The organism is Chryseobacterium sp. FG46 (genome assembly GCF_057809135.1).
Genome location: NZ_JBMDJJ010000030.1, coordinates 13,630 through 37,957, shown reverse-complemented (window position 1 = coordinate 37,957; position 24,328 = coordinate 13,630). Strand labels below are relative to the sequence as shown.

Below are 24,328 nucleotides of genomic sequence, written 5' to 3'. Positions count from 1 at the left end.
GGTATTAAAATTGAATATTAGCTCCTATAAGGAATGTTCTGGCTTGTGGATAATACGCTCTGTCGACACCGATAATATCCTGTTCAGAGTTATTTCTTCCTGCAATTTCCGGATCATATCCTGTATATTTTGTGAAAGTAAGCAGGTTTTCTCCTGTGATATACAGTCTTACTTTACTCATTCCAAAACGTTTGGTAACATCCTGTGGGATAGTATAGCCTAACTGAACAATTTTCAGACGTACATAATCTCCTTTCTGAAGATAATAATTAGACATCCATGAATAGTTATGGTTAGGATCATTACGGGTAATTCTTGGATTATCATTGGTAGATCCTTCACCTGTCCATCGGTCTAAGATTCTTGTCTGATAATTGGCATCAGGTAAATCCAATCTTCTTAACCCCTGAAAAATTTTGTTACCAGCCTGCCCTTGTGCAAACATCATCAGATCAAAATTCTTATAGCTCATATTCACGGTAAGTCCAAAAGTATATTTTGGTATAGAGCTTCCTAAGTTTACTTTATCATTGTCATCAATTTTACCGTCTCCATTATTATCCTGCCAGATAAAATCTCCAGGTTTTGCATCCGGTAATAATTTCACACCGCTGGCATTTACATAATTATCAATTTGTGCCTGATTCTGGAAGACTCCACTATAGGTCTGTCCGTAAAATGATCCGTAAGGCTGTCCTACCGCTACTCTGGATACTGCTCCCATGGTCTGGAAAGAAGCTAGGTTGAAGTATTCAATATCATCTTCTAATCTAAGAACCTTGTTTTTTATGGTTGCGAAGTTACCATTAACCGAGATGCTGAAATCTTCCCAGTTCTTTTTGTATCCCAGTTCAAGTTCGAGTCCGGTATTTTCCATATCTCCTACATTTGACCAAGGTAAATTAGGAACTCCTACATAACCTGGAATATTGAATTGTCTGAGGATATCAGTTGTTTTCTTTTTGTACCAATCTGCTGTCAAAGTAAAATTGTTGAATAATTTTAAATCCGCAGCAATATTCAGCTGACTGGTTTGCTCCCATTTCAGATTTGGATTTGCCAGGGTGCTCGGAGCATAGCCAATGATGATATCATTACTGGAGTTGGTATAATTACTTCCGGAAACCATAAAATTCGCAAATCTGAAGTTTTCCATCTCATCATTTCCCAGCACTCCATAACCTCCTCTTAATTTTAAATTATTAACCACTTTATTCTCCGGCCAGAAGTTTTCCTTATGAACATTCCATCCCAGGGACATCGATGGGAAAGTTCCCCAATGCTGGTTGGTTGCAAATTTTGAAGATCCATCTCTACGAATCGTTCCTGTAAATAAATATTTATCTGCGTAATCGTAAATAATTCTACCAAAATAAGATGCTTTACGGGTTTGAATCCCATCCCATCCTCCTGCAGTAATATTATCCTGAGAAGTATTAAAATTGAAGGAAGCATCCTGCCAATTGTCTATAGGCAGATTACTATAGGTCAAACTGGTTCCCCCGGCAATGTTGTATCGGTAAACTCCCTGGCCTATCATGATGTTCACATTGTGATCACCAAACTTATTCTGATAGGTCAATGTATTTTCCATACTCCATTCAAATTTATTTTCGTCCACCTTATTCAGACTGTTGAAGTTGGTATTGCTATAATTAGGACTTAAATAATATTTCGGTGTAAAAGAGCGGCTTCCCCAATAGGATTTTTTGCCATTTAAACTTGTTTTGAATGTAAAGTGATCAAGAAACTTTAATTCCGCAAAAACATTCCCCACAAAATCATCTGACCAGTTATAATTTCCCTGTTGTATGTGACGGAAAGCCTGGGGATTGGTCATTTCCTGATTTACATATCTTGAAATTCCATAAGGATTGCCATTGGAGTCCCTAATAATGTAGGGATTTGTATAACCACTCGGATCTACCATAGACCAATCTGTTACAACAACCGGCGTGGTAGGATCCAGGTTTACTGCTGAAGCTAACGGTCCTCCAAATTCTTCGTTTGCACTTACCCCCTGAGATTTTACGTGTGTATATGCAAAGGTTTGCCCAATCGTCAGGTAATCTGTAACTTTATGCGTTGAATTAAATCTCGCATTGATTCTTTTGTAATAAGAAATATCACTCAGTACAATACCTGACTGATCAAAATATCCGAAGGATGTATAGTATGTTGATTTTTCGTTCCCTCCTGTAATGCTTACTTCATGAGAGGATTTTTCACCAGTTCCGAAAATGGCATCCTGCCAGTTTGTCCCTTTTCCAAATGATTCAGGATTTGTAAACCTGGGTGCTTGTCCATCATTAACGAAACCTTCATTGATGATTTTAGCATATTGTGTGGCATCTAAGAGATCCAGTTTTTTGGAAGCATTGGAAAAACCATAAAATCCATTATAAGAAAGAGTAAGTTTTCCTTTTTTCCCTTTTTTGGTGGTAACCAGAATTACTCCCTTCGCAGCAGAAACTCCGTAGATGGCAGATGAAGCACCGTCTTTTAAGACTTCGATACTTTCTATATCAGACTGGTTAAGCCATCCGATATTATCAACAACGATACCGTCTACTACCCACAAAGGGCTGTTACTTCCCGCCCCAAAACTGGTAATCCCTCTTACACGTACAGTGGCAGCAGCTCCTGGCTGTCCGGAATTGGTTACCACAGAAACTCCTGCGGCCCTTCCTTGTAAAACCTGTTCCGGCTTACCAGACGGAATATTTTCAATGTCGCTGGCTTTAATACTCGCTATAGCTCCGGTTACGTTACTCTTTTTCTGAGTACCGTAACCAATGACTACCACTTCGTCTATTTTGTTTTCTTTAGTAAGTGTGTCCTTCGCCTTGTTGGTCTGGGCACTGAAGTTGGCCGTAAAATAGAGGACGGCAACCACTCCTACGCTTCTTGATATTCTTACATTCATATACAGCTATTGTTTATTCTCAAATTGAGACAATAAAAATATATTTTTTTTCAATTAATTAACATTCTATTCACAAATATTTTAATTTTTCTTTTATTTCTAAGGGTTAGAAGCCCTATATTCGTACCATTATTTCATAAAAAATCATAAAAAAAACAATAAAGAATCTCCCAAAATGATCCTCAGGCTTTCAAAAATATCTCTTCCCTTAAAGCTTACTTTTCTTATTTTCTCAATGGTTTTAAACTGTATGGGATTAATCATCCTGCAACTATCCGAAGAGAAAATCACCTATGGAGAATTGGGGTTTTTAGAATCTTTTAAAGACTTACCGATTGCCTTTATTTCTCTTTTTGCGGTACGTTTTATTAATAAAACAGGAACAAAGAGAGCGTTAATTTCGGCTTTGGTCATTGTCGGATGCTGTTCATGCCTTCTTCCGTTTGTAGAAGTTTTCTGGTTTTTTAAACTCTGGTTTGCCATCATTGGTGCCTGCTTTGCCATTGGAAAAATATGTGTTTTCGGGATTATCAGGAGTAATATTTTGGATGAAAAATCACTGGCAAAGACTATGAACAATGTAGAAGCTTCTTTTATGATCGGAATCTTTGTTGTCAATACCTGCTTTGGCTGGGTGCTATCCAGCGAATATTCCGGATACTGGAAATTTTGTTTCTTATTGATCGCTTTTTTATCTGCACTAACGATATTCCTGCTTTCAAAAATTACAATTTCCGAATCCAGCCCCCTTGAAAACAAAAATATTTTTACTGAGCTGTCCGGATTTATAACTCCAGCAATAGCTTTATTCCTTGGGGTTATATTTTTCATTGTTTTCGTAGAGCAGGGATTCAATTCATGGCTTCCCTCTTTTTATAAGAACCACCTGAAAGTCAACTCATTTTTTGCCCTCCAGGCAACATCATTACTTGCGTTATTTTCTTATGCAGGCAGAACAATAACAGCCACTATCATCCAAAGATTTTCGCTGCCAACCTACTATATTGTATGCATGGCTTTCATTATTGCTTTATTGCTGGCTATTATAGGAGTTCAGTATTTTGAATCAGCGGATTCGAGAGTAATTCTTTTCTTATTTCCGGTGATCGGTTTGTTTTTGTCACCACTTTATCCTGTTGTCAACTCAAAAATGATTTCACAGATCGATAAAGAAAAAGTGAATCTTTTTACCTCGCTTATTGTTATCTTCTCTTCTTTAGGCAGCTCTGTCAGCTCTATTATTATGGCAATACTGTTTGAAAAACAATTGTTAAATTTCTATACTATATATATATTATGTCCTATAATTCTTCTTTTTGGGATTAGTTTGGTATTTTTTAATGTTTCAAAAAGAAAATAGTTTTATTTTTACAGCCATGAAAATCAAAGACACAAAAAGTAAAGAAACGCTACAGGAACTTATTGACACTAAAGATTTCGTAGCACATATTTCTGTTGACTGCACCATATTCGGCTTTCATAATAACATTCTGAAAGTTCTGCTTTTAAAATATCATGATCTGGATCTATGGTCACTTCCGGGAGGTTTTGTTTTCAATGATGAAGATTTAAGAGAAGCTGCTGAAAGAGTTTTGTTTGAAAGAACACATCTTAAAGGATTATTTTTAAAACAGTTTCACACCTTTGGAAGAATAGACCGTACAGAGAATAATGTACATCAGATTCTCCTTAAAAATAAAGGGATAACCGTTCCTGAAGATCACTGGATCTTTCAACGATTTGTAACGGCAGGCTATTGCAGCCTTATTGATTTTTCACTGGCTGACACTTTCCCTGACGCGTTTAATGAAAGTTGTGAATGGTTTGAGGTCAGCAAATTGCCCAAGATGGCATTTGACCATGATAGGATAATAGAAACCGGGTTGGAGTATCTGAGAATGAATATCAATACAGAAGTAGCGGCCAGCAATCTGCTTCCGGAAAAGTTTACCATGAAGGACCTTCAGGCTCTTTATGAAACCATTTTAGGTCAGAAATTCAGAAGAAATAATTTTCAGCGAAAAATTTTAAGTTTAAATATTCTGGACAGAATGGAAAAACTCTATGATGGTTCTGCCAATAAAGCACCTTATCTGTATAAATTTAAAACTGAAGTTCATAATTCTACCAATCAGTATCCCATCTCTAATGATGAGGAGTCATAAAGGACCAAATTTATCTTAATAAATAAAGTAAAAAACCATTATCTGTCTGAAAACCAATACCAAGATAAGATTTCAAAAAAATTTTCAGGACACCACGAAAAATGTTACTTTTAACCAAATCAAAAAATCATGTCATATTATCCTCTTACAAGCATCCCTGATTATTATGGAATTGATGCTTTACTTACTGAAGAACATAAACTAATCCGCCAATCTGTAAGAGACTGGGTTGAAAGTTTTGTAATGCCACAGATAGATCAGGCCGCTCAAAATCATACAGATCTTCCTAATCTTATGAGAGAATTGGGGAAAATCGGAGCATTGGGACCTTATATCCCGGTTGAATATGGCGGTTCAGGTTTAGACCAGATTTCTTATGGTTTGATTATGCAGGAGTTGGAAAGAGGAGATTCTGCAGTACGTTCTGCAGCTTCGGTACAAAGTTCATTGGTGATGTTTCCTATCAACGAGTTCGGTTCTGAGGAACAGAAAAAAAAATATCTTCCTAAGCTTGCTGCCGGAGAAATGATCGGATCTTTTGGATTGACTGAGCCTAACCACGGCTCTGACCCGGGTTCAATGGAGACTTATTTTAAAGATATGGGAGATCATTATCTTTTGAACGGGGCTAAAATGTGGATCACCAACTCTCCTTTATGCGACATCGCAGTAGTATGGGCAAAAAATGAAGAAGGAAAAGTACAGGGATTAATCGTTGAAAGAGGAATGGAAGGTTTCACTACTCCTGAAACCCACAATAAATGGAGCCTGAGAGCTTCCAAAACCGGAGAACTGGTATTTAACAACGTAAAAGTTCCAAAAGAAAACCTGCTTCCGGGAGTAACAGGCCTGAAAGGACCTTTATCTTGTCTGAATTCTGCAAGATACGGAATTTCATGGGGAGTAATCGGTGCTGCTATTGACTGCCACTGTACTGCTGTTCAATACTCTAAAGAAAGAAAACAGTTTGGAAAGCCGATCGGTTCTTATCAGCTTCAGCAGAAAAAATTAGCTGAATTCCTGACAGAGATTACAAAAGCTCAGTTATTATGTCTTCAGCTGGGAAATCTTAAAAATGCCCACAAAGCAACTCCTGCTCAGATCTCTATGGCTAAACGTAACAACGTACATATGGCGATAGAAATAGCCAGAGAATCCAGACAAATTCTTGGAGGTATGGGAATCATGGGAGAATTCCCAATGATGAGACATGCTGCAAACCTGGAATCTGTAATTACTTATGAAGGAACACATGATGTTCACTTGCTAATCACCGGATTGGATATTACAGGAATCAACGCTTTCTAAAAAGATAAAAATACAAATAGAGAGTCTGGCCAATGGTCAGACTCTTTTATTTTACTCACTTTTTAGAGAAATGATATTCAGTGAATAATTATTGATCTTCTAAAGTTTTTGTTGTTTTATTAAAATTATTACTTTAATACCACACAAAAACAAACAATATGAAAAAAATAACCACTTTTTTACTAAGTCTTACAGCTCCATTTTACTTTGCCCAGCAGGCTGGTGATGTTGTAAGTGCCGAACAGAAACTTGATTTAACGCCTCAAGGAGTCATCAATTTTATCGCCAACAATCTTGGTGATCAGAATACTCCGGAATTTGCAAACTACCTGAACAGCTTCAATCTTGGGCTGAAAGGATACAAAATCACTTATTACACGAAAAACGAAAACAATGTTCTTGTAAAAGCAACTGGATTGCTGATGTATCCTAATGTACCCTTCAAACTCTCAACAGTAGTGTCGGATCACGGAACTACAGACAGCAGGCATAATGTTCCGTCTAATTTTAAAGGAGCATTAACCGCTGGATTTGTTGTTGAGCTATCCTATGTACTCAACGGTTATATTTTGATGGCACCCGACTACGTAGGGATGGGAACCGGAGACGGAACTCACCCTTATGTAGATTATGCCACAGAAGCCGGAGCTACCATAGATTTTATAACGGCCGCGAATAAAGTATTGGCCCAACTGAACATTAAACGTTATGATGAATATTTCCTGGCCGGATATTCGCAAGGTGCTCACGCTGCTATGTCTACGCTAAAAAGATTAAGCATTTCAAATCCCACTCAAATAAAATTCAAATATGCTTACATGGGAGATGGGCCTTATGATTTTTCCGGAGTAACGTTAAATAAAGGAGTCCTGGAAAAAGATATTTATCCGTTCACTTCATTTCTGGCAAATGTTCTTCATACCTGCAACAATACAGGATATAAAACGTATAATAATGATATTTCAGAAGTTATATCTGCTGAATATCTTGACAAATACAATTATCATGTGGTTCAGGATAATGGCGGACTTCTATGGGGCCCTGTTATATGGAGAAAGCTCTTTACAACCAGCTTTGTTAATGATGTTACTAATAATCCCAATAACAAGCTCAGACTATGCATGAAGCCTAAGGATGTCTACGACTGGTATAATAAAACACCTATGACACTGGGACATTCTACCATAGATTTAGCTATTCCACCAGAAAACACCTCCAAAACTATTGATGTTCAGCGTGGCTATTATCCATGGTGGGATCTGAATAAATATAAACTGGATTCCTTTTACTGGGGACCATTAGGGCATGTGGGAGGAATTCTGCCATTCACTTTAGCTTCCAATGCTAAATTCAATATGCTGAGAAGTGGCGGACTTCTTAATGAATGGGCGATTGCAGGATCAATTTTCAGTAAACAGCCAGCAGAGAAAATTTCTGACAGCCCTACCCTTTTATCTTCACAAATAAAACCGGATCTGGGCAATATGCAGCTGGTTGAAATTACAGATTTCAATAAAGAAAAAGCTCAGAACAGAACAGCCAATGACCGCAGCTTATCAACTTTAAAAGACGGAGTATATCTGTTGAAAGTATCAGAAAACAATGAAAATAAAATAATTCCATACATCAAAAACACGCCTCAGCAAGTTGCCGAAAACGAAATTGTACAATCTGTGAATGATTCGGTTTTACAATTAAAAGTAGATCAGGAAGAACTTACTGTTGTACATATTTTTGATGAAAATAAAACGCTGATCAAAAGTATTTCGCAAAAACAATATCGTGAAACCGGAGGAATCAACATTCAGGATATGGAAAACAAAAACTATACGTTTGAAGTTGTTACTCCTTATTACAATCTTCAGTTCAGCAAGGTTGCTGGAGGAACCATATCATCAGAAAACAGTACTGATATTTATACTCTCAGACAACAAATTATAGCTAAATCCGGGAATGGTATTAAAAACATTAGCATTTACAGTATTTCTGGTGCTCTGATTGTTCAGCAGGAAATTAACAAAACATTATTTGAATCCGGAAACCTGGAATCAGGAGTATATCTTGTGCAAGTCACACTTTCTAATGGAAAAACTATCAGCAAAAAGATAAAACTGTAAAATCAATCACTCTTCATATCTCATTTCAAGTTAATTTTTGGCACTTCAGCAATGAAGTGCTTTTTGCTTCAGTAATTTAATTATAGATGGTACATTCCCTTAAAACTTAAATCCGACACTAAAATAGATTCTTGAGAAATCAAGCTGGCTGTTTCGGGAAATATTCAAACCAATAGGACCGATAAGAGATTCGTAACCAAGGTTCAATCCGTACCCAAACATATCAAAACTGTCATTAAAAGGCGAAAGCTCTTCACTTACCTTTCCATAGCTGAAAGAAGGGGTGATATAGAGTCTTTTCATAATTCTGTACTGAAATGAAATGGCTGCCTTCGCCACCGAAGTCATCGGAAGCTCTTTCTGACGAAGACCATTGAATTCAGGGCTTAACAGATCGTAATTGTATTCGCTGCCTCCCAGATTATACTTTTGATTCAAAAACAGATAGGGAACCTGATCTTCTTTCTTTGATCCAAAACTTGTCCCCAAAAATACATTAGCCTTTACCGTCAGCCTTCTTGTGATTGGATAGAAAAAATTCTCATTTAATGTGAATGAAACAAGGTTTTTAGGCTCAGAATAGTAAGACTCTTTCGGGTTAAGGATCAGATACAGAAGAGGTTGGACGGTATTCAGGTCATAAAGTTCATACTGATCTCCATAGTAAAATCTTGTGCTCACCTGAAGATGATTTCCTTTTGTAGTAAAATATCTTTTATTAAGATTGTTCTGTTCAAATTTCAGGAAAGTATTGAAATTACTGTGGTTATATAGCTTTTTACTGTAATTATCCACTTTCGACTGGTCTACTTTATCCAGTAAGCTGTACATTCTTTCTGTACTGAATTCCGTTCCCAGAGACAGATAAGAGTTGGGGGTGATATTATAATTCAGCGCAATTTTTCCGGTTATGTTACGATACATATGGTTTGGAAAACGGTCACCTCCATCTTCATTTATATCATACAGCCTGAAATTAAGATCATTACTTTTAAGATGAACCATTTTAGCTTCCAGATCCAGCCATAAACGTTCACCACTGTCTAAGAATTGCTGGTAGGCAACTTTAGCTTTAAAACGTTCGGAGATATCTACCGTTGCCAGAAACCTGGATCTGTTCAGGAGAATATTTCTGTACGTATAATTGACGATAATTCCTACAGACTGTTCTGTATCATAGTGCAGCGCCAGTTTAAAAGCTCCTTTTTTTGCTCTTTTCACAAATATATTCATCACAAGGCCATCATTTACATTCGTGTAAGTATAATACACCTTTACATATTGACGCATTCCAAAAACACGGTCTATGGCTTCATTAACGGTTTTTACATCGTAATACTTCCCTTCCGTAAGCCCCATCTGCTTTTTCAGCACTTCAATTTCTGCAGCATCTGTAATGGGTGTTCCGTCTTCTTCGTTAAAAGTAAATTTTGTTGTAGGCAGTTTCACCTCTTCAATCATCTGGTGCTCATATTGGATTCCGGCTTTTCGCTGAGCTTCTGCCAGAGCAACAAACTCAGGAAGATGCTTTCTTGCTTCAGTCTCTCCTATTTTGATAATCTTTCTGAATCTGGCAAAATCCTTCGTGGTAATTTCTCCCAATGGATCTACAAAGTCTACAAGAATATTAGACAATTCCTTTTGATGTTTAAAGTCTTCCACGGAACGGATGGCATGAGTCTGATAAATCATCTTCATCGGATTCTCAATCTCTTTTTTCGTAAAAAGCCTGAAACCGGTATAGCCTCCAATCACAAAATCTGCCCCCATCTCACGAACTTCATTGGCCGGATAATTACGATCCAAACCACCATCAACCAGAAGCTTTCCATCAATATAAACAGGAGCAAAAGCGGCAGGAATGGCCAACGTTGAGCGAATCGCTAACGGTAATGATCCTTCTTTCTGCATTACCAGACCTCCGTTTTCAATATCGGAAGAAGTAAGCTGAACAGGAATTCTTAGTTTACTGAAATCATTGATATGCTTTGCATTAAAAGTAAGGGTATTAAGAACCTCTCCCATGTATTGTCCCTCAATATAAGAACCTGGAAGAGTCGGAAACCCTTTCACTACAGGAAATTCAAGAATATATTTATCGTATTCGTCTTTTTCACTGATATTAACTTTATTATAAGGAATTTTATTGCTTAAAATCCTGTTCCAGTCCACTTTATAGATCGTATGCTTCAACTGGTCAGCATTATACCCCATTGCATACAGACCACCCAGAATTCCTCCCATACTGGTTCCCGTAATATAATCTACTTTGATTCCCAATGAGTCAATCATCTTCAAGATCCCAATGTGCGCAAAACCTTTTGCACCGCCGCCACTGAGAGCAAGACCAAACTTTGTGTCTTTGGTCACTTGCTGAAGGGCAATACTTAGAGAATCATTCTTTTGCTGAGATTTGACAATAAGAGAGAAAGTGATAGCTAAAAATATCAGGATCTTTTTCATTCGTGGTGCTTAATGTATCTATTTAAACTTTATAAGTTTTTAATAAGTAGTAAATATACACAAAAAGTTACCTGCTTAATGGACTATTCTGAGAGTAAATCAATGTATTTCAGCTTATAACTTAAAAATAAATTAACAATTATCTTTCAGGTCAAACATGTTCTCTAACAATGCTGGCTGTTTTAATACGTTTTTATGGTTTCCACAAAATTGATATCAGGATTAAGAATTTCAAGAATAAGACTTTTGACAGATTTCATGGCATCATCAATATTTCCTTTGTCAAACTGCAGGGAAACCATTCCCTTTTTAGCGTCTGCAAAACTCCAGATTCCTGTTTCAATCGGGAATCCCCAAAACTCAGGAAGGTGCTGAACAACGTAATGATAAATACAAAGCTGAAGGGCCTGCTTTCTTTCGCTGTTATGAAAATATTTATCTACATTATCCTGATCAATCTTTACATTGAGATTTTTAATCTTCGCTGTTTTATAATCAATAATTCTTAGAGTCCCGTTCAGTTTATCAATCCGGTCAATGAATCCGAAGAAAGAAATCTTATCATTTCCTTCCAGAGGAAAATCTATATTTTCAAATCTTCTTTCGATATCAATAATCTCCAGTTTATTGCCTTGTTTTATCAGCTCAAGATCATGATTTAACACGTTTTCAATTACTTTTTTGGCAATGGCTTTATGGATATAATTCATCCCTTTTTCATAAAATTCCGGCTGGTGTTTCAGCTTCTCAATGGCAATATTTATATATTCATCTATTGCTTTAACTGAATTCTTTAAATCACTTTCCTTTAAAACCTTACCTTTCAACACCTCATATACTTCTTGAAGTGAATAATGGACCAGATTCCCGTAATTTTTTATCGACAGTTCTTCTTCAATTTCATCTGTTTCCGAGGTATTTAAAATCTTGGAAAGGTAGAAATCTATCGGATTATAAAGATAACTGGTTAAGTGGGAAGCTGATACTTTTTCCTTCCATTTCTGAAGGCGCTCCTGCACAATCTGTGTCTTTGTAATTTCGATAGGTTTGGTAGTAATAGGCTCTGAAGAATTTTCAATAATGAGATGTTCGATGTCATGAGAACTTTCCATTTCGATCTGTGTAATGAAACGGCTTTTTTCTCCGGTATTTACTCCTGAACTTAATGCATTGTACAGCAAATGTACATTCTTCGCATCCTGAATCAGCCTGTAAAAGTGATAGGCATAAATGCTGTCATTTTCCAGGAAAGTATGCAGGTCAAAGAACCTTCGGATATCAAAAGGAATATAGGTATTCTGAGAGTTTCCAAGCGGAAGTTTTCCTTCGTTTACGGAAAGCAGAATAACATTCTCAAAGTTCAAAAGACGTGTTTCCAGCAATCCCATGATCTGTAATCCTCTCAATGGTTCTCCCTGAAAATCGATACTTTCAGAGTTGATATGCTGGTTGATCAGAATTTCCAGCGTTTCCATTTTGATCTCAATATTGTAGGGAGTCAGCTGGTTTTTGATGATTCTGAATGCATTTTCAAAGTGAGAGACATTCTCATACTGAATATCGTCTATTTCAAGCCATTTTACCTGCTGGCAGAACTCAATAAGCATATCCAGGTAGCCATTGGTTCCTGTTGCTTTTTGAAGAAGCCCGTAGTAAGACAGGCCGCCCAGCAGTTCATGTAAAAGTTTCCTGGAAATATAAACAATATTTCTCTCTTCTATTTTAGCTTTAAAATCATTGATAATCTGTTCATCTTCTACAGATTTTGGCAGTTCTTCCAAAATAGGGAAAACATCTCTGTAATAATAAGACAGTTTGTTTTTCTCCAACTGTTTCTGCAGGTAGAAAAGACGTTTCACGGCATTGGAGAAAGATAAATTTTTCAACGGAAATCCCATTGTAATATTCAAATTATCAACACCATGCATTACATCAAGACTGGCAGGAAGAAGATTTTCATCCAGGAGTACCACTGCCGTATTGGAATAGGTTTTATTATTGATCTCTTTAAAGATCTCAGGTAATACTTTGGTCTGGGTTACATTCCCTGACACTTCGTACACCTTAATTTTTTTAGGCTGATTAAAATCGTCTTCTATCCACTGAAAAGCTCTGTCATCATCAAATTCTTTCCAGGTTTTATGATTCCTGAGAAATTTTCCGGCCTCCTGTCTTTCATCATTGAAGTAATAGCGGTCTGCCTGAAAGAAACACTGAGCTTTATTCCACTGCAAAAGGCTTCTTACAAGCTTTTCCTCTACCGGAGTAAAGGCATTGAAACCACAAAAGACAAATTCTTCTTTGGTATTTTTAGCAAAGTCTACAATCCTGGCTTTAGCCGCCTCGTGGATCATTCCGGTAGTTGCCCAGTTTTTCTCCTGTAGTTTTTCTTTTAAAACAGGGAGAAAAACGTTCATATTCTGCCAGAAATTAAGAAACTTCTTTCTCGGGACATCATCATCTTCTCCAAGGTCCTGCGCCCATTCTTTGATTCTTTCCTCATCAAACATATACTGCAGAACTGCCTGATCACTATCTGAGAATTTGAGAATATCATCCCAGTCTTTCTGTAAGGTGGGAAACCATTTCAGAAAATCTGAAAAATCATCTCTTGGAATAAGATTCAGGCTTCGGTACACATCAAAAGAGAAAAGCCACAGCGGAATTCCCTGAATCGTCTGTTGATCAGCAATTTTGTTGATGAGTTCCTCAATCGTAAAAAAGTTGGGAAGAAACCCTGAATAATTATTTTCTTCCAGGATCTGTCTGATAAAAACAATGGGACGTTTTCCGGGCAGAATGATATTAAACGCAGAAAGGTCAGTGTTTTGTGCCAGCAGTTCGTGGATGATTTTATTGAGGAATTTCAAAGGGTTTGGTAGCTTTTTAAGTTGTTGAGTTGTTCAGAAATTGAATGATTATATTCGGTTTGTTTTTCTTTATCAAGTCCATGACGGGTTTCTCTGTCATATGCCATCTGAAAGCTTTTATAATCAACGGATATCACGTTATAAATTGTTTTGAAATATTTGTTGTAGTCTCCGGAATTTTTAATTTTTTCAGCGACTGCTTTTCGGAATTTTCTCACAAATAATTCTGCAATATCAAAATGCATCTGCTCATGGAGGAGAATATAATCATCCATTCTTTTGACATCTTTCCATGATTTATCTTCATGAAACAGTGTTTTAATAGTAATGGCAACCGGTGCTTTTGGATCGGAAGATTTTTCAGCATAAAATTCCCATCCACAATGGGTGTATGCTGCTACATCAGGATTCTTTTTTTTGTTAACCGGACTTTTAAAGTTATCCCAGGTTAGCTTTTTGCCTTCCTCCCAGAAAATTTTCTGCCCGTACACCACCTGCGCTGCCAGTAAACACAATACAAAAGTCAATCTCATTATTCCACTACAATTGTTTTGGTAATCCAGTTGTTTCCTCCATTCCAGAATTTAAAAGTATAAGTTCCTTTTCTTTGCGGGCTGAAGTTAATCTGATTTGCTCCTACATATTTGCCTTGTGTACAAGGTCCGTCGGTAATGTATTTGTAGGAAGTAACCGTTCTTTCCAGACTGGTATTGTAAATATAATCATATCCATAAAAGCCCTCACAATGAGACGGATACGTGGAATACGTTTTGATGCTTTGTATCGCAAAAACACTCATGGTATCATGAACAATCTTTACGCTGTCTATTTTGATTTTATCAATAGATTCAATGGTATGATAATCATCATCATTACACGAAACCAGAAGCACGCTCAACACGAATACTGAAAATCCAATATTTAAAAGTTTTTTCATAACCTTTACTTTTCTGATTATTAAAAAATATTAGCAAAAATTATTCCTTATTTACATAAAAATCAGGAATTAAAATTACCTTTTGATACATAAACTACTTTCTTGGTATCAAAAAATTCTTCATCAAAATAGTGTTTGAGATTGAAAATTTCACATTTAAGTCCGGCAAGCTCTTCTGCAAGATCACCGCCTTTTAAATATAAAATTCCGTTATGTTTAGGGTTAAACTGTTCTTTTTCAAACTTCCCTTTCAGCCATCTTAAAAATTCAGGCATTTGGGTTACCGCTCTGCTGACAACAAAATGGAATTTTTCTTTCAGCTTTTCTGCTCTTCCATGGATAGCCGTTACATTGGTTAATCCTACTCCTTCCGACACAGCCTGTACTACACTGATTTTTTTACCAATAGAATCAATCAAGGTAAATTCTGTTTCAGGAAACAGGATCGCCAGAGGAATCCCCGGAAAACCGCCTCCGGTTCCGATATCCAATACTTTGGTTCCCGGTGCAAATTCCATCACTTTTGCAATTCCCAAAGAGTGCAGAATATGCTTTTCATACAGTGATTCCATATCTTTTCTGGAAATTACATTGATCTTTTCATTCCATTCATTGTACAGATTTTCCAGTTTTGAGAACTGCTCTTTCTGTTTTTCAGTAAGATCCGGGAAATATTTTAATAGTAACGATGCAGACATGTGAATTATTATAAACCGCAAAAATAAGTTTTATTTCTCTTGTATTCAAATCTACTTTTCCTGATATGACTGTAAATTCTGGTTTTTATTAAAATCCATTACTCTGCAATACCCGGAATTACAGGCACACTGAGATTCCCGATTAGCTGACCATCTGTATAGCAAAAATTTCCCACTCTTTCCCTTGGAAGAAAACAGCACATGAAATCAGCAATAAAAAAACAGAATATTTCATAGGCTCAATCTTAGATTATTTAAAGATACAAAACCCTTCGCTTCATTAATCATTTTTTATCTCCGTGATTATGAGTACCTATTGCTGTTTGCTGAATTGCTGTCATTTATCAATGAAACCGAATAGCTTTTCAATATCATCTTTTGTCCCAAACCTGATAAAAATCTTTAAAACACCCTTATCTTTATTACCTCCACAAGACGTTTTTATTTATATATTTGTTAAAATTCAAAAAAATACAATGGATAAACTTTCAGATAGAGTAAAAAGATTAGGATACTCCCAGACATTTGTAATGTCTAACAAAGCCAGAGAAATGAAAGCAAGCGGAATAGATGTGATCAGCTTAACTCTTGGTGAACCGGATTTCGATGTTCCGGACAATATCAAACAGGCCGCATTCGATGCCATCAATCAAAATTACAGCCACTACTCTCCTGTTCCAGGATTTCCGGAACTGCGTGAGGCTATTGCAGATAAATTAAAAAGAGATAATAATCTGGAATACAAACCTACCCAGATTTGTGTTTCCAATGGAGCTAAACAGGCAATTATCAATGTTCTGGCAGCTATTATCAATGATGGTGATGAAGTTCTTCTTCCTGCACCTTACTGGGTAAGCTATGATGAAATGGTAAAAATGATGGGTGGAACTTCTGTAATGCTTTCTACATCTTATGTTACCGATTTCAAAGTAACAGCAGAACAAATTGAAGAAGCTATTACAGAGAAGACCAAAGCAATCCTTTTCAGCTCACCGTGCAATCCGTCAGGAGGATATTATACTTATGACGAATTAAAATCTATCGCCAAAGTAATTGCCAAATATCCTCAGATCACGATAATTTCTGACGAAATTTATGAATACATCAATTATGAAACGAATACCACTTCAATTGCTCAGTTTCCTGAAGTCTATGAGCAGACGGCCGTAATCAACGGAATGTCAAAAGCATTTGCTATGACCGGATGGAGAATTGGGTATTCTGCATGTCCTGAATGGCTGGCAAAAGCTTGTGAAAAAGTTCAGGGTCAGATGACCAGCGGGGCTAATACAGTAGCACAGAGAGCTTCTATCGTTGCATTGAAAACAGATCCTTCTGAATACAGATACATGATTGATGCTTTCAAAAAAAGAAGAGATCTTGTCTATGAACTGATCAAAGAAATCCCAGGATTCAAAGTAGTGCTTCCCAAGGCAGCTTTCTATTTCTTCCCGGATATTTCGTACTACATCGGAAAAACCCTTGATGGAACAGAAATTAAAGACTCTGACGACTTTGCCATGTTCCTCCTGGAAAATGCTCATGTTGGCTGCGTAGGCGGATTCTCTTTCGGAAGTCCGGAATGTATCAGGTTCTCTTATGCTGCTTCTGAGGAAGATTTAAGAGAAGCTATGAAACGAATTAAAGACTTATTGGAGAAATTCAATTAACAAATTAATAACCCAAAATAAAACACGACAGCAATGAATCTGTTAAAAAAACTAACCATTGTTACAAGTATTGCCGCTGCAAGTTTTGCAGGATATGCTTTTGGCCAGGATTTTCAGTGGAAAGAAGCTACTTCCAATGGCTACAAGTACAAATACGTAACCAATGACCCTACTTCTGCAAGGTACTATACTTTGAAAAACGGACTAACGGTCATTTTAAGTCCTACAAATAAAGATCCGAGAATCCAAACGTATATTGCCACAAAAGCCGGAAGCAAAACCGATCCTGCAGATCATACTGGTCTTGCCCATTATCTGGAGCATATGCTTTTCAAAGGAACAAACCAGTTCGGATCTAAAGACTGGGCAAAAGAGAAGCCTCTGTTAGATCAGATTGATGCTCTTTACGAAAAGTACAATCAGACCAAGGATGAGGCTAAAAGAAAAGAAATCTACAAAGAAATTGACAAGGTTTCCGGAGAGGCAGCAAAATTTGCAATCGCAAATGAATACGATAAAATGATGGCCGGGATGGGAGCTGATGGAACTAACGCCTTCACTTCTTTTGAACAGACAGTGTACACGGAAGATGTGCCAGCAAATGTTCTTGACAAATTCCTTGCTGTACAGGCTGAAAGATTCAGAGAACCGGTTTTAAGGCTCTTCCACACGGAACTTGAGGCAGTATATGAAGAAAAAAACAGATCACTTGATGATGACGGAGATAAGGTTTTCGATACCATGTTTGCCAATCTTTTCCCTAACAACAATTATGGTAAGCAAACCACCATCGGAACCATTGAGCATCTGAAAAACCCTTCTCTACACGCTATCAGAGAATATTATAACAATTATTATGTCCCTAATAACATGGGAATCATTATGTCCGGAGATTTTAATCCGGATGAAGTAATTGCAAAGATTGATAAGGCTTTCTCTTATATGAAGCCTAAAGCCATTCCTGAATATAAAGTGGGACAGGAAAAACCTATCACTGCTCCGATTGTAAAAGAAGTGGTGGGACCGAATCCTGAAAACGTAATGCTTGGGTTCAGATTTCCGGGAGCCTCCACAAAAGATGCAAGAATGCTGAATCTTGTCGGAAATATGCTTACCAACGGACAAGCAGGATTAATTGATCTTGATCTGGTAAAAAAACAGAAATTACTGGGTGCTTACGCCGGATCTTATGCGTTAAAAGATTATTCCGTTTTACTCTTACAAGGAAAACCAACCGAAGGACAGTCTCTGGATGAAGTAAAGAATCTTCTTCTTCAGGAAGTGGATAAGTTAAGAAATGGAGAGTTTTCTGATGATCTGATTCAATCTATTGTCAACAACGAAAAGAAAAGTATTATTCAGAAAGATGAAAAATATTCGTCAAGAGCAAGTATTCTGATGGATGAATTTACTTCGGATGTTGATCACAAAGCATCGCTTGAATATGTGGATGAGATTTCAAAACTGACGAAAAAAGATATCATGGATTTCGTATCCAAATATCTTCAGAACAATAACTATGTTGCTGTTTACAAAAGAAAAGGAGAAGACAAGAGCATTGTAAAAGTTGATAAACCAACGATTACTCCGGTTTCTGTTAACAGAGAAGACCAGTCTCCTTTCCTTAAGAAGATTGACGAGATGCCTGAAAACCCTATCGCTCCGGTATGGCTGAATTATGATAAAGACATTGCCAAAAATAAATTAGCAGATGTGGATGTACTTTCTGTAAAAAATACAGACAACGCTTTGTTCAGAATGTATTACCACTTTGATTCCGGAAAATGGAACAACAAAATTCTTCCATTGGCAGCTGAATATCTTCAGTACTTAGGAACGAAAGACAAATCTTCCGAGGTAATCAGTAAAGAATTTTACAAACTTGCTTCAAGTTTCAATGTAGGAGCCGGAAATGAAGAAACGTATGTATCTCTGGAAGGCTTAAATGAAAACTTCGATAAAACAATTGCTTTATTTGAAGATCTGATTAAAAACTGTCAGGCAGACCAGGGAGCTCTGGATGCTTACAAAACAAGGCTGAAGAAGGCCAGAGCCAACGCTAAACAAAATAAAGGAACCATTATGGCCGGATTGAGAAGCTACGCTCAATATGGTGCACAGAATCCTTTCAACAATGTACTGAGCGATGCTGAACTTGATGCTTTAAAAGCAGAAGATCTGATCAATGTTCTTCATGATCTTTTTAATTTCAAGCATAAAGTATTGTATTACGGACCAAAATCAGGAAATGAAGTGGTAGCATCTTTGAAACCTGTCCACAAACTTCCTGCAAGTTTAAAAGATCTCCCTAAGTCTAAAACTTTCGCTCAGATTCCAACTGATAAGAACAAAGTATTATTTGCTCATTATGACATGGTACAGGCAGAGGTTTTCTGGGTAAGAAATTCTGACCAGTATAATCCTTCCACAACTCCAACGGTAAGTTTATTCAACAACTATTTCGGGGGCGGAATGGGCTCTATTGTTTTCCAGACGATCAGAGAATCTAAGGCACTGGCCTACTCTACCTATTCTTATTTTGCGCTTCCAAGCAAGAAAATAGATAAAGATATGGTTATGGCTTATGTAGGAACACAGGCGGACAAGTTCAATGAGTCTACAACGGCCATGAATGAGCTTTTAACTACCCTTCCGAAATCTGAGCAGTTATTTGAAACCGCGAAAAGCGGATTGAAAAAATCTATTGCTTCTGAAAGAATCACACAAGACGGAATTATCTTCTCTTATCTGAAATCTCAAAAGCTTGGAAACAACTTTGATATGAGAAAAAATGTCTATGAACAGGCACCAAAACTGTCTTTTACAGACATCAATTCTTTCCACGACAAGGAAATGAAGAATAAGAATTACACATATTGTATTGTCGCTTCCCAAGACAAAGTGAACGAGGCTGATATGAAGAAATTAGGTGAAGTAAAAAAACTTAATTTAACTGAAATATTTGGTTATTAAAATAAACAAAAAGCCCTGATATCAGGGCTTTTTTATTTAACAGTATACCAAAAACAATTATAGATTTTATTTATCGATTTCAGTTTGTTCGATAGATGAATCTTTCGTATATTTGCATAAGAAATTTAAATATAAAAACAGAAAAATTATGTCTTTAGTAGGAAAAAAATTCCCAAACTTAACAATTGACGCAATGTCTGAGATGGGTGACGATTTAAGAATCAACATCCTTGATGAAGCAGTAAACAACCAGCAAAAAGTTCTTTTATTCTGGTACCCTAAAGATTTCACTTTCGTATGTCCTACAGAGCTTCACGCTTTTCAGGAGGCTTTAGGTGAATTCGAAAAAAGAAACACTAAAGTAATCGGTGCATCTTGTGATACTAACGAAGTACACTTCGCTTGGTTGAACACACCAAAAGATAACGGAGGAATTGAAGGAGTAACTTACCCACTTTTAGCTGATACTCACAGACAATTGGCTAATACGTTAGGAATTGTTGATCAGGATTTCGAATATGATGAGGATGGAAACGAAGTTTTCACAGGTTCTAATGTAACTTACAGAGCAACTTACCTTATCGACGAAACTGGAAAAATCTTCCACGAAGCGGTAAACGATATGCCTCTGGGAAGAAACGTAAAAGAATTCTTAAGATTAATCGACGCTTACACTCACGTACAGAAACATGGTGAAGTATGCCCTGCAAACTGGGAAGAAGGAAAAGAAGCAATGAAAGCTGACAGAACTTCTACAGCAGAATACTTAGCTAAGAACTAATATAATGTGTTAATTTGAAAATGAGATAATTGGAGAATTATCAAAAATTATCTCATTTTCTTCTTTACAAAACATTGGCACACTTTCAAATTAATAAATTTTCAAATTACAATCATGTACACAGAATTAACCGAAGATACATTACAGAATATAGTTAATGACAACGAAAAAGTAGTTGTTCAATATGGCGCAACATGGTGCGGAAACTGCAGAATAATGAAGCCGAAATTCAAAAAATTAGCATCTGAAAATGATTCTATTCCATTTTTGTATGTAGATGCTGAAAAGCTTCCTGAAAGCAGAAAATTAGCAAAAGTAGACAACTTGCCTACTTTCGCCATCTTTAAAAACGGAGAACTGGTGAACCAGGTTCAATCTAACCAGGCAGAAAGTTTAATTAACCTTTTTAACGAATTAGCATAATGAAATTACCCGTAATCAGACAGTTTTATCAGAATCAGACTCCTGAAAACCTTGAAAAAACATTAGAAGTACTGGAAAGTTTCTGCGAGTTCAGAGGAACAAGTGAAGAAGATCTGAATGTTGCAGGAGAGTTGATTACCAACATCTGCGGAGCTTTGGAAGTTCACGCCAACGTACAGAACGGAATGAGCGAGAAAGATGCTTTGAACTCATTTGCACAAAAGGTTTTAGGATCAATCGACAAATAACATCCTGCGATTGTTCCTAATCAATAGATGATAAAAAACACAATATACAATACCTGAGGTTTTCCTCATTACTATACTTTTTCTATTCTTTAGAATCTTTATTTCAACTGTAAAATGTACTTCAAAGGACCTTAACCAGTCACATGAAGCTGGAAGTTGTATGAAAATTTCAAAAGAATAACCAATTAAAATCCCGGTGATATTTTCATCAGGATTTTTTGGGTTTACGGTTTACAACACGAATAGCACAAATATTTTTCACAAATTTCACCAATAAATACACGCAATCATCCGTGTCAACCTGTGGAATCTGCGGGATACTTATTAGTTTCAGCTAAAACCGTTGAAAGGCATCCATACAATATAATACGAGCTAAAGCCCATTCCTATTGATAGTATTCAATTCGTGTTATTCGTAAAAAATATTTGTGAACTTTGTATTTAAATTAAAAAAAATCCCGATGAAAAATCATCGGGACTATATTTTAAAAGATATGGCCTATCTATTAGTTTCTTCTGGTCATCAATACGCTAAGAATATACCAGAATAAAAACATAATAGAAGCAAAAAGCTGCAAAGCTGCTTCCTACATACTGATTGGTAGCATAAGAGTCTTTTCAGCTTACTGGTTTGATTATAAAAATTTTCATAGGCTACCTTGTCAATTTTTACCCGAACTACACCATCAGTATCTTTTATTTTATTATAAAAATTACCTTTTTCCAATACCTTTTGGGCAGAGCAGGAAAAACTTACAATTACTAATAAATATTTAAAATATTTGCTTTCATTTTGATGGTACTCCATTGACTATATTAACACCAGATACATGATTGAAATTAATTTCTTTGACAATCATATCTTTATAAAAGTTAATTGTATTTTCATTCCAACTTCCTCTATAATCATGGGTTAATTTTTCAGACTGTTTTCCATCAAAGAATTGTTTGAAAGTAATAACTATGTTTGGTACAGCTTGCTTATTTTTTCTAGCATTATGATTGGTTTCCCAATCATTTAAATATAGCTTTAATACATTATTATTAAAGGCGTCTCCATTGTATCCCTCAATTATATTAATATTATTTTTTTTTAAACTATCTAAAAATACAGACAGGGGTTTGCCATAAAAAATTCCCTTTTTATTAATTTCAGGATTAAGTTTTGCAACCGTATTTGCGTAAAAATTTTCATATTCTGTTTTCTGAGCATTACATGAGAATAAATAAAATAGCAGAAACAGACTTAAAGTTTTATTTTTCATTTTGATTATTTTTTAATTATTACATGGTTTTGAAATATAGCCATCTTTTGGCTCATTGGTCACAGCATCGGGTACTTTTCCTTGTTGAGTGGTAATCCCCTTAAAATTCCCATCTTTATCTCCTTTAAGCAAACTTATTCCTGTGTTGTATTTTTCCAAAACATAGGCTAGCCCAGCCTCCATTCCTGCATTTTGATCAGAATTATTTCCGCTATTACATCTTCCCGAAGAAAAACATATTCTAATATCATTATAATCTTGTCCAATATCATTTTTATCATTAAACTCTGCTTTTCCCGGATCTATATTATCAGCCATCGAATATTTTTGTAAGAAATCTTTAGCCGCTTCTCTATCATTAATTGCCAGTACATAGACATCTCCATTATTGGCAAAAATATAACTTCCCATATAATAAGGGGAATAAGAATTAACGTTTAATGTAGAATAGAGATCCGCTACAGAAGGCGGAGCTGCTCCGCTTTCCGGATGGGTATGGGCATTGGCAATATAATCACCAGGTGGAGGAGGTATGCTCGTTTCTCCTACCTTACCTTGTTTCAGATCTGAATAGGTATAAAAGTTATTATTATCTCTTCCTATACTTATACTATATTCAGTGGCTGCAGATTTGTATTGATCCATTTTGTCCGTTACATTCATTTTTACATACTTTTCCACCATTATTCCGTTCATCAAGCTACTCACAGACTTTGCTTTACTACAGGGATCATGATCTGAATAGGGATCAGCGGGATTATAGGTCCCTCCATCATCGTGTCGGGTAGAATCGCCATTCATATCATGTAAGTAATCATATTCATAAGGATGCTCATCCATAAACCTGGCCCAGTCATCTACACCGCCATCACCTCCGTTATGTCCCCACGGATTCATTTTTATAATGGTCACTTCGGGAATTTCCTGATGATACGGATCTCCATATTCTGCAGCCGTATTGGTATTGCCCTTTTTATTTTTTCCATTGTAATATTGCTGGAAAGTATTGATAAATACCTTACTGTCTTCAGAACCTCCGTGAAGGTATACGAAATCTACCCAGGTTCTCTCAGGGTTCACTCTTCCAACCCAGGAACCAATCACTTTGTTTGAGTTATTCTCAGTGACCGGAAAAACGACAATCTTTGCCTTTTCCCCAAAGGTCTGAGAGGAGACATCTAATCGAATTGTACCGATTTTTTCATGAAGTTTTTCTTCATATTCGGGATTCTTTTTCAGAAAGCTGGAGATAATGTGAGCAAAAGGCTCAGCATAGCTAATGTAGGACTTTTTTTCAGCTGATCCCGGAACAGATTGATTAGAGTTGTTTGCCTTTTCAAATCTTTCAAAAGCTGCGATTTTTTCCTTTGATGTACTTTGTTGTTCACTCACAGGATCATCAATTCTGCAGCTGTTAAGCAGTAAAAGCAATATTCCCAATAACAGGGGAATCCGCAATAATTTTTTTACCATATTGTGTGTTA

17 protein-coding genes and 1 pseudogene are annotated in these 24,328 nt (G+C 36.4%); 9 read left to right on the top strand and 9 right to left on the bottom strand.

What is annotated here, in order from left to right:
• Nucleotides 1-4: 4 nt before the first annotated feature.
• Nucleotides 5-2,926 (bottom strand): SusC/RagA family TonB-linked outer membrane protein, encoded by a 2,922-nt coding sequence (locus ACODR7_RS18345; protein WP_488841318.1) that lies wholly within the window; start codon nucleotides 2,924-2,926, stop codon nucleotides 5-7.
• 175 nt (nucleotides 2,927-3,101) lie between these two features.
• Between ACODR7_RS18345 and ACODR7_RS18340 the strand changes: the two genes are divergently transcribed.
• The 4 genes from ACODR7_RS18340 (at nucleotide 3,102) to ACODR7_RS18325 (ending at nucleotide 8,516) form a co-directional block, all read left to right on the top strand.
• Complete coding sequence (locus ACODR7_RS18340; RefSeq protein WP_488841316.1) at nucleotides 3,102-4,286, top strand: MFS transporter; 1,185 nt, start codon at nucleotides 3,102-3,104, stop codon at nucleotides 4,284-4,286.
• 16 nt (nucleotides 4,287-4,302) lie between these two features.
• Nucleotides 4,303-5,091 carry an NUDIX hydrolase gene (locus ACODR7_RS18335; RefSeq protein ID WP_488841314.1) on the top strand — a complete coding sequence of 263 codons (789 nt, stop codon included), beginning with the start codon at nucleotides 4,303-4,305 and terminating at the stop codon, nucleotides 5,089-5,091.
• 129 nt (nucleotides 5,092-5,220) lie between these two features.
• A complete protein-coding gene (locus ACODR7_RS18330) occupies nucleotides 5,221-6,399 on the top strand; it encodes an acyl-CoA dehydrogenase family protein (RefSeq protein WP_488841312.1) in 1,179 nt (392 codons plus the stop codon).
• Between the two features lie 158 nt (nucleotides 6,400-6,557).
• Entirely contained in the window at nucleotides 6,558-8,516 is a 1,959-nt protein-coding gene (locus tag ACODR7_RS18325) for a T9SS type A sorting domain-containing protein (RefSeq protein WP_488841310.1), read from the top strand.
• A 99-nt stretch (nucleotides 8,517-8,615) separates the two neighbouring features.
• Here the strand turns inward: ACODR7_RS18325 and ACODR7_RS18320 are convergent, their stop codons facing one another.
• From ACODR7_RS18320 to rsmG, 5 genes are all read right to left on the bottom strand, one after another.
• Complete coding sequence (locus ACODR7_RS18320; RefSeq protein ID WP_488841308.1) at nucleotides 8,616-10,979, bottom strand: patatin-like phospholipase family protein; 2,364 nt, start codon at nucleotides 10,977-10,979, stop codon at nucleotides 8,616-8,618.
• Nucleotides 10,980-11,161: 182 nt separating this feature from the next.
• Nucleotides 11,162-13,849 carry a PD-(D/E)XK nuclease family protein gene (locus tag ACODR7_RS18315; RefSeq protein WP_488841306.1) on the bottom strand — a complete coding sequence of 896 codons (2,688 nt, stop codon included), beginning with the start codon at nucleotides 13,847-13,849 and terminating at the stop codon, nucleotides 11,162-11,164.
• Nucleotides 13,846-14,382 (bottom strand): DUF922 domain-containing protein, encoded by a 537-nt coding sequence (locus ACODR7_RS18310; protein WP_488841304.1) that lies wholly within the window; start codon nucleotides 14,380-14,382, stop codon nucleotides 13,846-13,848. The genes ACODR7_RS18315 and ACODR7_RS18310 overlap by 4 nt, the downstream gene beginning before the upstream one ends.
• Nucleotides 14,382-14,786 carry a hypothetical protein gene (locus tag ACODR7_RS18305; protein WP_488841302.1) on the bottom strand — a complete coding sequence of 135 codons (405 nt, stop codon included), beginning with the start codon at nucleotides 14,784-14,786 and terminating at the stop codon, nucleotides 14,382-14,384. The genes ACODR7_RS18310 and ACODR7_RS18305 overlap by 1 nt, the downstream gene beginning before the upstream one ends.
• A gap of 62 nt (nucleotides 14,787-14,848) precedes the next feature.
• The gene (gene rsmG, locus ACODR7_RS18300) at nucleotides 14,849-15,484 is read right to left on the bottom strand and encodes a 16S rRNA (guanine(527)-N(7))-methyltransferase RsmG (RefSeq protein ID WP_047431370.1); all 636 of its coding nucleotides are present in this window, start codon (nucleotides 15,482-15,484) and stop codon (nucleotides 14,849-14,851) included.
• A 476-nt stretch (nucleotides 15,485-15,960) separates the two neighbouring features.
• On the opposite strand from rsmG, the gene ACODR7_RS18295 reads away from it, so the two are divergent.
• The 5 genes from ACODR7_RS18295 to ACODR7_RS18275 all read left to right on the top strand — a co-directional run bounded on the left by ACODR7_RS18295 (nucleotide 15,961) and on the right by ACODR7_RS18275 (nucleotide 21,579).
• Nucleotides 15,961-17,154, top strand: a complete 1,194-nt coding sequence (locus ACODR7_RS18295; protein WP_488841300.1) for a pyridoxal phosphate-dependent aminotransferase — start codon at nucleotides 15,961-15,963, stop codon at nucleotides 17,152-17,154.
• 33 nt (nucleotides 17,155-17,187) lie between these two features.
• Nucleotides 17,188-20,127 (top strand): M16 family metallopeptidase, encoded by a 2,940-nt coding sequence (locus ACODR7_RS18290; protein ID WP_488841298.1) that lies wholly within the window; start codon nucleotides 17,188-17,190, stop codon nucleotides 20,125-20,127.
• Between the two features lie 148 nt (nucleotides 20,128-20,275).
• Nucleotides 20,276-20,908, top strand: a complete 633-nt coding sequence (locus ACODR7_RS18285; RefSeq protein WP_002980000.1) for a peroxiredoxin — start codon at nucleotides 20,276-20,278, stop codon at nucleotides 20,906-20,908.
• A 114-nt stretch (nucleotides 20,909-21,022) separates the two neighbouring features.
• Nucleotides 21,023-21,331: a thioredoxin family protein gene (locus tag ACODR7_RS18280; protein WP_034698499.1), complete on the top strand. Its 309-nt coding sequence runs from the start codon at nucleotides 21,023-21,025 to the stop codon at nucleotides 21,329-21,331.
• Nucleotides 21,331-21,579, top strand: coding sequence for a DUF6952 family protein (locus tag ACODR7_RS18275; RefSeq protein ID WP_002980002.1), 249 nt, complete (start codon nucleotides 21,331-21,333; stop codon nucleotides 21,577-21,579). The genes ACODR7_RS18280 and ACODR7_RS18275 overlap by 1 nt, the downstream gene beginning before the upstream one ends.
• Nucleotides 21,580-22,085: 506 nt before the next feature.
• Here the strand turns inward: ACODR7_RS18275 and ACODR7_RS18270 are convergent.
• The 3 genes and pseudogenes from ACODR7_RS18270 to ACODR7_RS18260 form a co-directional block, all read right to left on the bottom strand.
• A pseudogene (locus ACODR7_RS18270) lies at nucleotides 22,086-22,197 on the bottom strand (permease); the annotation flags it as partial.
• A gap of 170 nt (nucleotides 22,198-22,367) precedes the next feature.
• A complete protein-coding gene (locus ACODR7_RS18265) occupies nucleotides 22,368-22,844 on the bottom strand; it encodes a hypothetical protein (RefSeq protein ID WP_488841294.1) in 477 nt (158 codons plus the stop codon).
• Between the two features lie 12 nt (nucleotides 22,845-22,856).
• Entirely contained in the window at nucleotides 22,857-24,317 is a 1,461-nt protein-coding gene (locus ACODR7_RS18260; protein ID WP_488841292.1) for a hypothetical protein, read from the bottom strand.
• Between the last annotated feature and the right edge of the window lie 11 nt (nucleotides 24,318-24,328).

Excerpts from the sequence above, each read along its gene's own strand:
- ACODR7_RS18345 (WP_488841318.1), bottom strand. The coding sequence starts at position 2,926 with ATGAATGTAAGAATATCAAGAAGCGTAGGAGTGGTTGCCGTCCTCTAT.
- ACODR7_RS18340 (WP_488841316.1), top strand. The coding sequence starts at position 3,102 with ATGATCCTCAGGCTTTCAAAAATATCTCTTCCCTTAAAGCTTACTTTT.
- ACODR7_RS18335 (WP_488841314.1), top strand. The coding sequence starts at position 4,303 with ATGAAAATCAAAGACACAAAAAGTAAAGAAACGCTACAGGAACTTATT.
- ACODR7_RS18330 (WP_488841312.1), top strand. The coding sequence starts at position 5,221 with ATGTCATATTATCCTCTTACAAGCATCCCTGATTATTATGGAATTGAT.
- ACODR7_RS18325 (WP_488841310.1), top strand. The coding sequence starts at position 6,558 with ATGAAAAAAATAACCACTTTTTTACTAAGTCTTACAGCTCCATTTTAC.
- ACODR7_RS18320 (WP_488841308.1), bottom strand. The coding sequence starts at position 10,979 with ATGAAAAAGATCCTGATATTTTTAGCTATCACTTTCTCTCTTATTGTC.
- ACODR7_RS18310 (WP_488841304.1), bottom strand. The coding sequence starts at position 14,382 with ATGAGATTGACTTTTGTATTGTGTTTACTGGCAGCGCAGGTGGTGTAC.
- ACODR7_RS18305 (WP_488841302.1), bottom strand. The coding sequence starts at position 14,786 with ATGAAAAAACTTTTAAATATTGGATTTTCAGTATTCGTGTTGAGCGTG.
- rsmG (WP_047431370.1), bottom strand. The coding sequence starts at position 15,484 with ATGTCTGCATCGTTACTATTAAAATATTTCCCGGATCTTACTGAAAAA.
- ACODR7_RS18295 (WP_488841300.1), top strand. The coding sequence starts at position 15,961 with ATGGATAAACTTTCAGATAGAGTAAAAAGATTAGGATACTCCCAGACA.
- ACODR7_RS18290 (WP_488841298.1), top strand. The coding sequence starts at position 17,188 with ATGAATCTGTTAAAAAAACTAACCATTGTTACAAGTATTGCCGCTGCA.
- ACODR7_RS18285 (WP_002980000.1), top strand. The coding sequence starts at position 20,276 with ATGTCTTTAGTAGGAAAAAAATTCCCAAACTTAACAATTGACGCAATG.
- ACODR7_RS18280 (WP_034698499.1), top strand. The coding sequence starts at position 21,023 with ATGTACACAGAATTAACCGAAGATACATTACAGAATATAGTTAATGAC.
- ACODR7_RS18275 (WP_002980002.1), top strand. The coding sequence starts at position 21,331 with ATGAAATTACCCGTAATCAGACAGTTTTATCAGAATCAGACTCCTGAA.
- ACODR7_RS18265 (WP_488841294.1), bottom strand. The coding sequence starts at position 22,844 with ATGAAAAATAAAACTTTAAGTCTGTTTCTGCTATTTTATTTATTCTCA.
- ACODR7_RS18260 (WP_488841292.1), bottom strand. The coding sequence starts at position 24,317 with ATGGTAAAAAAATTATTGCGGATTCCCCTGTTATTGGGAATATTGCTT.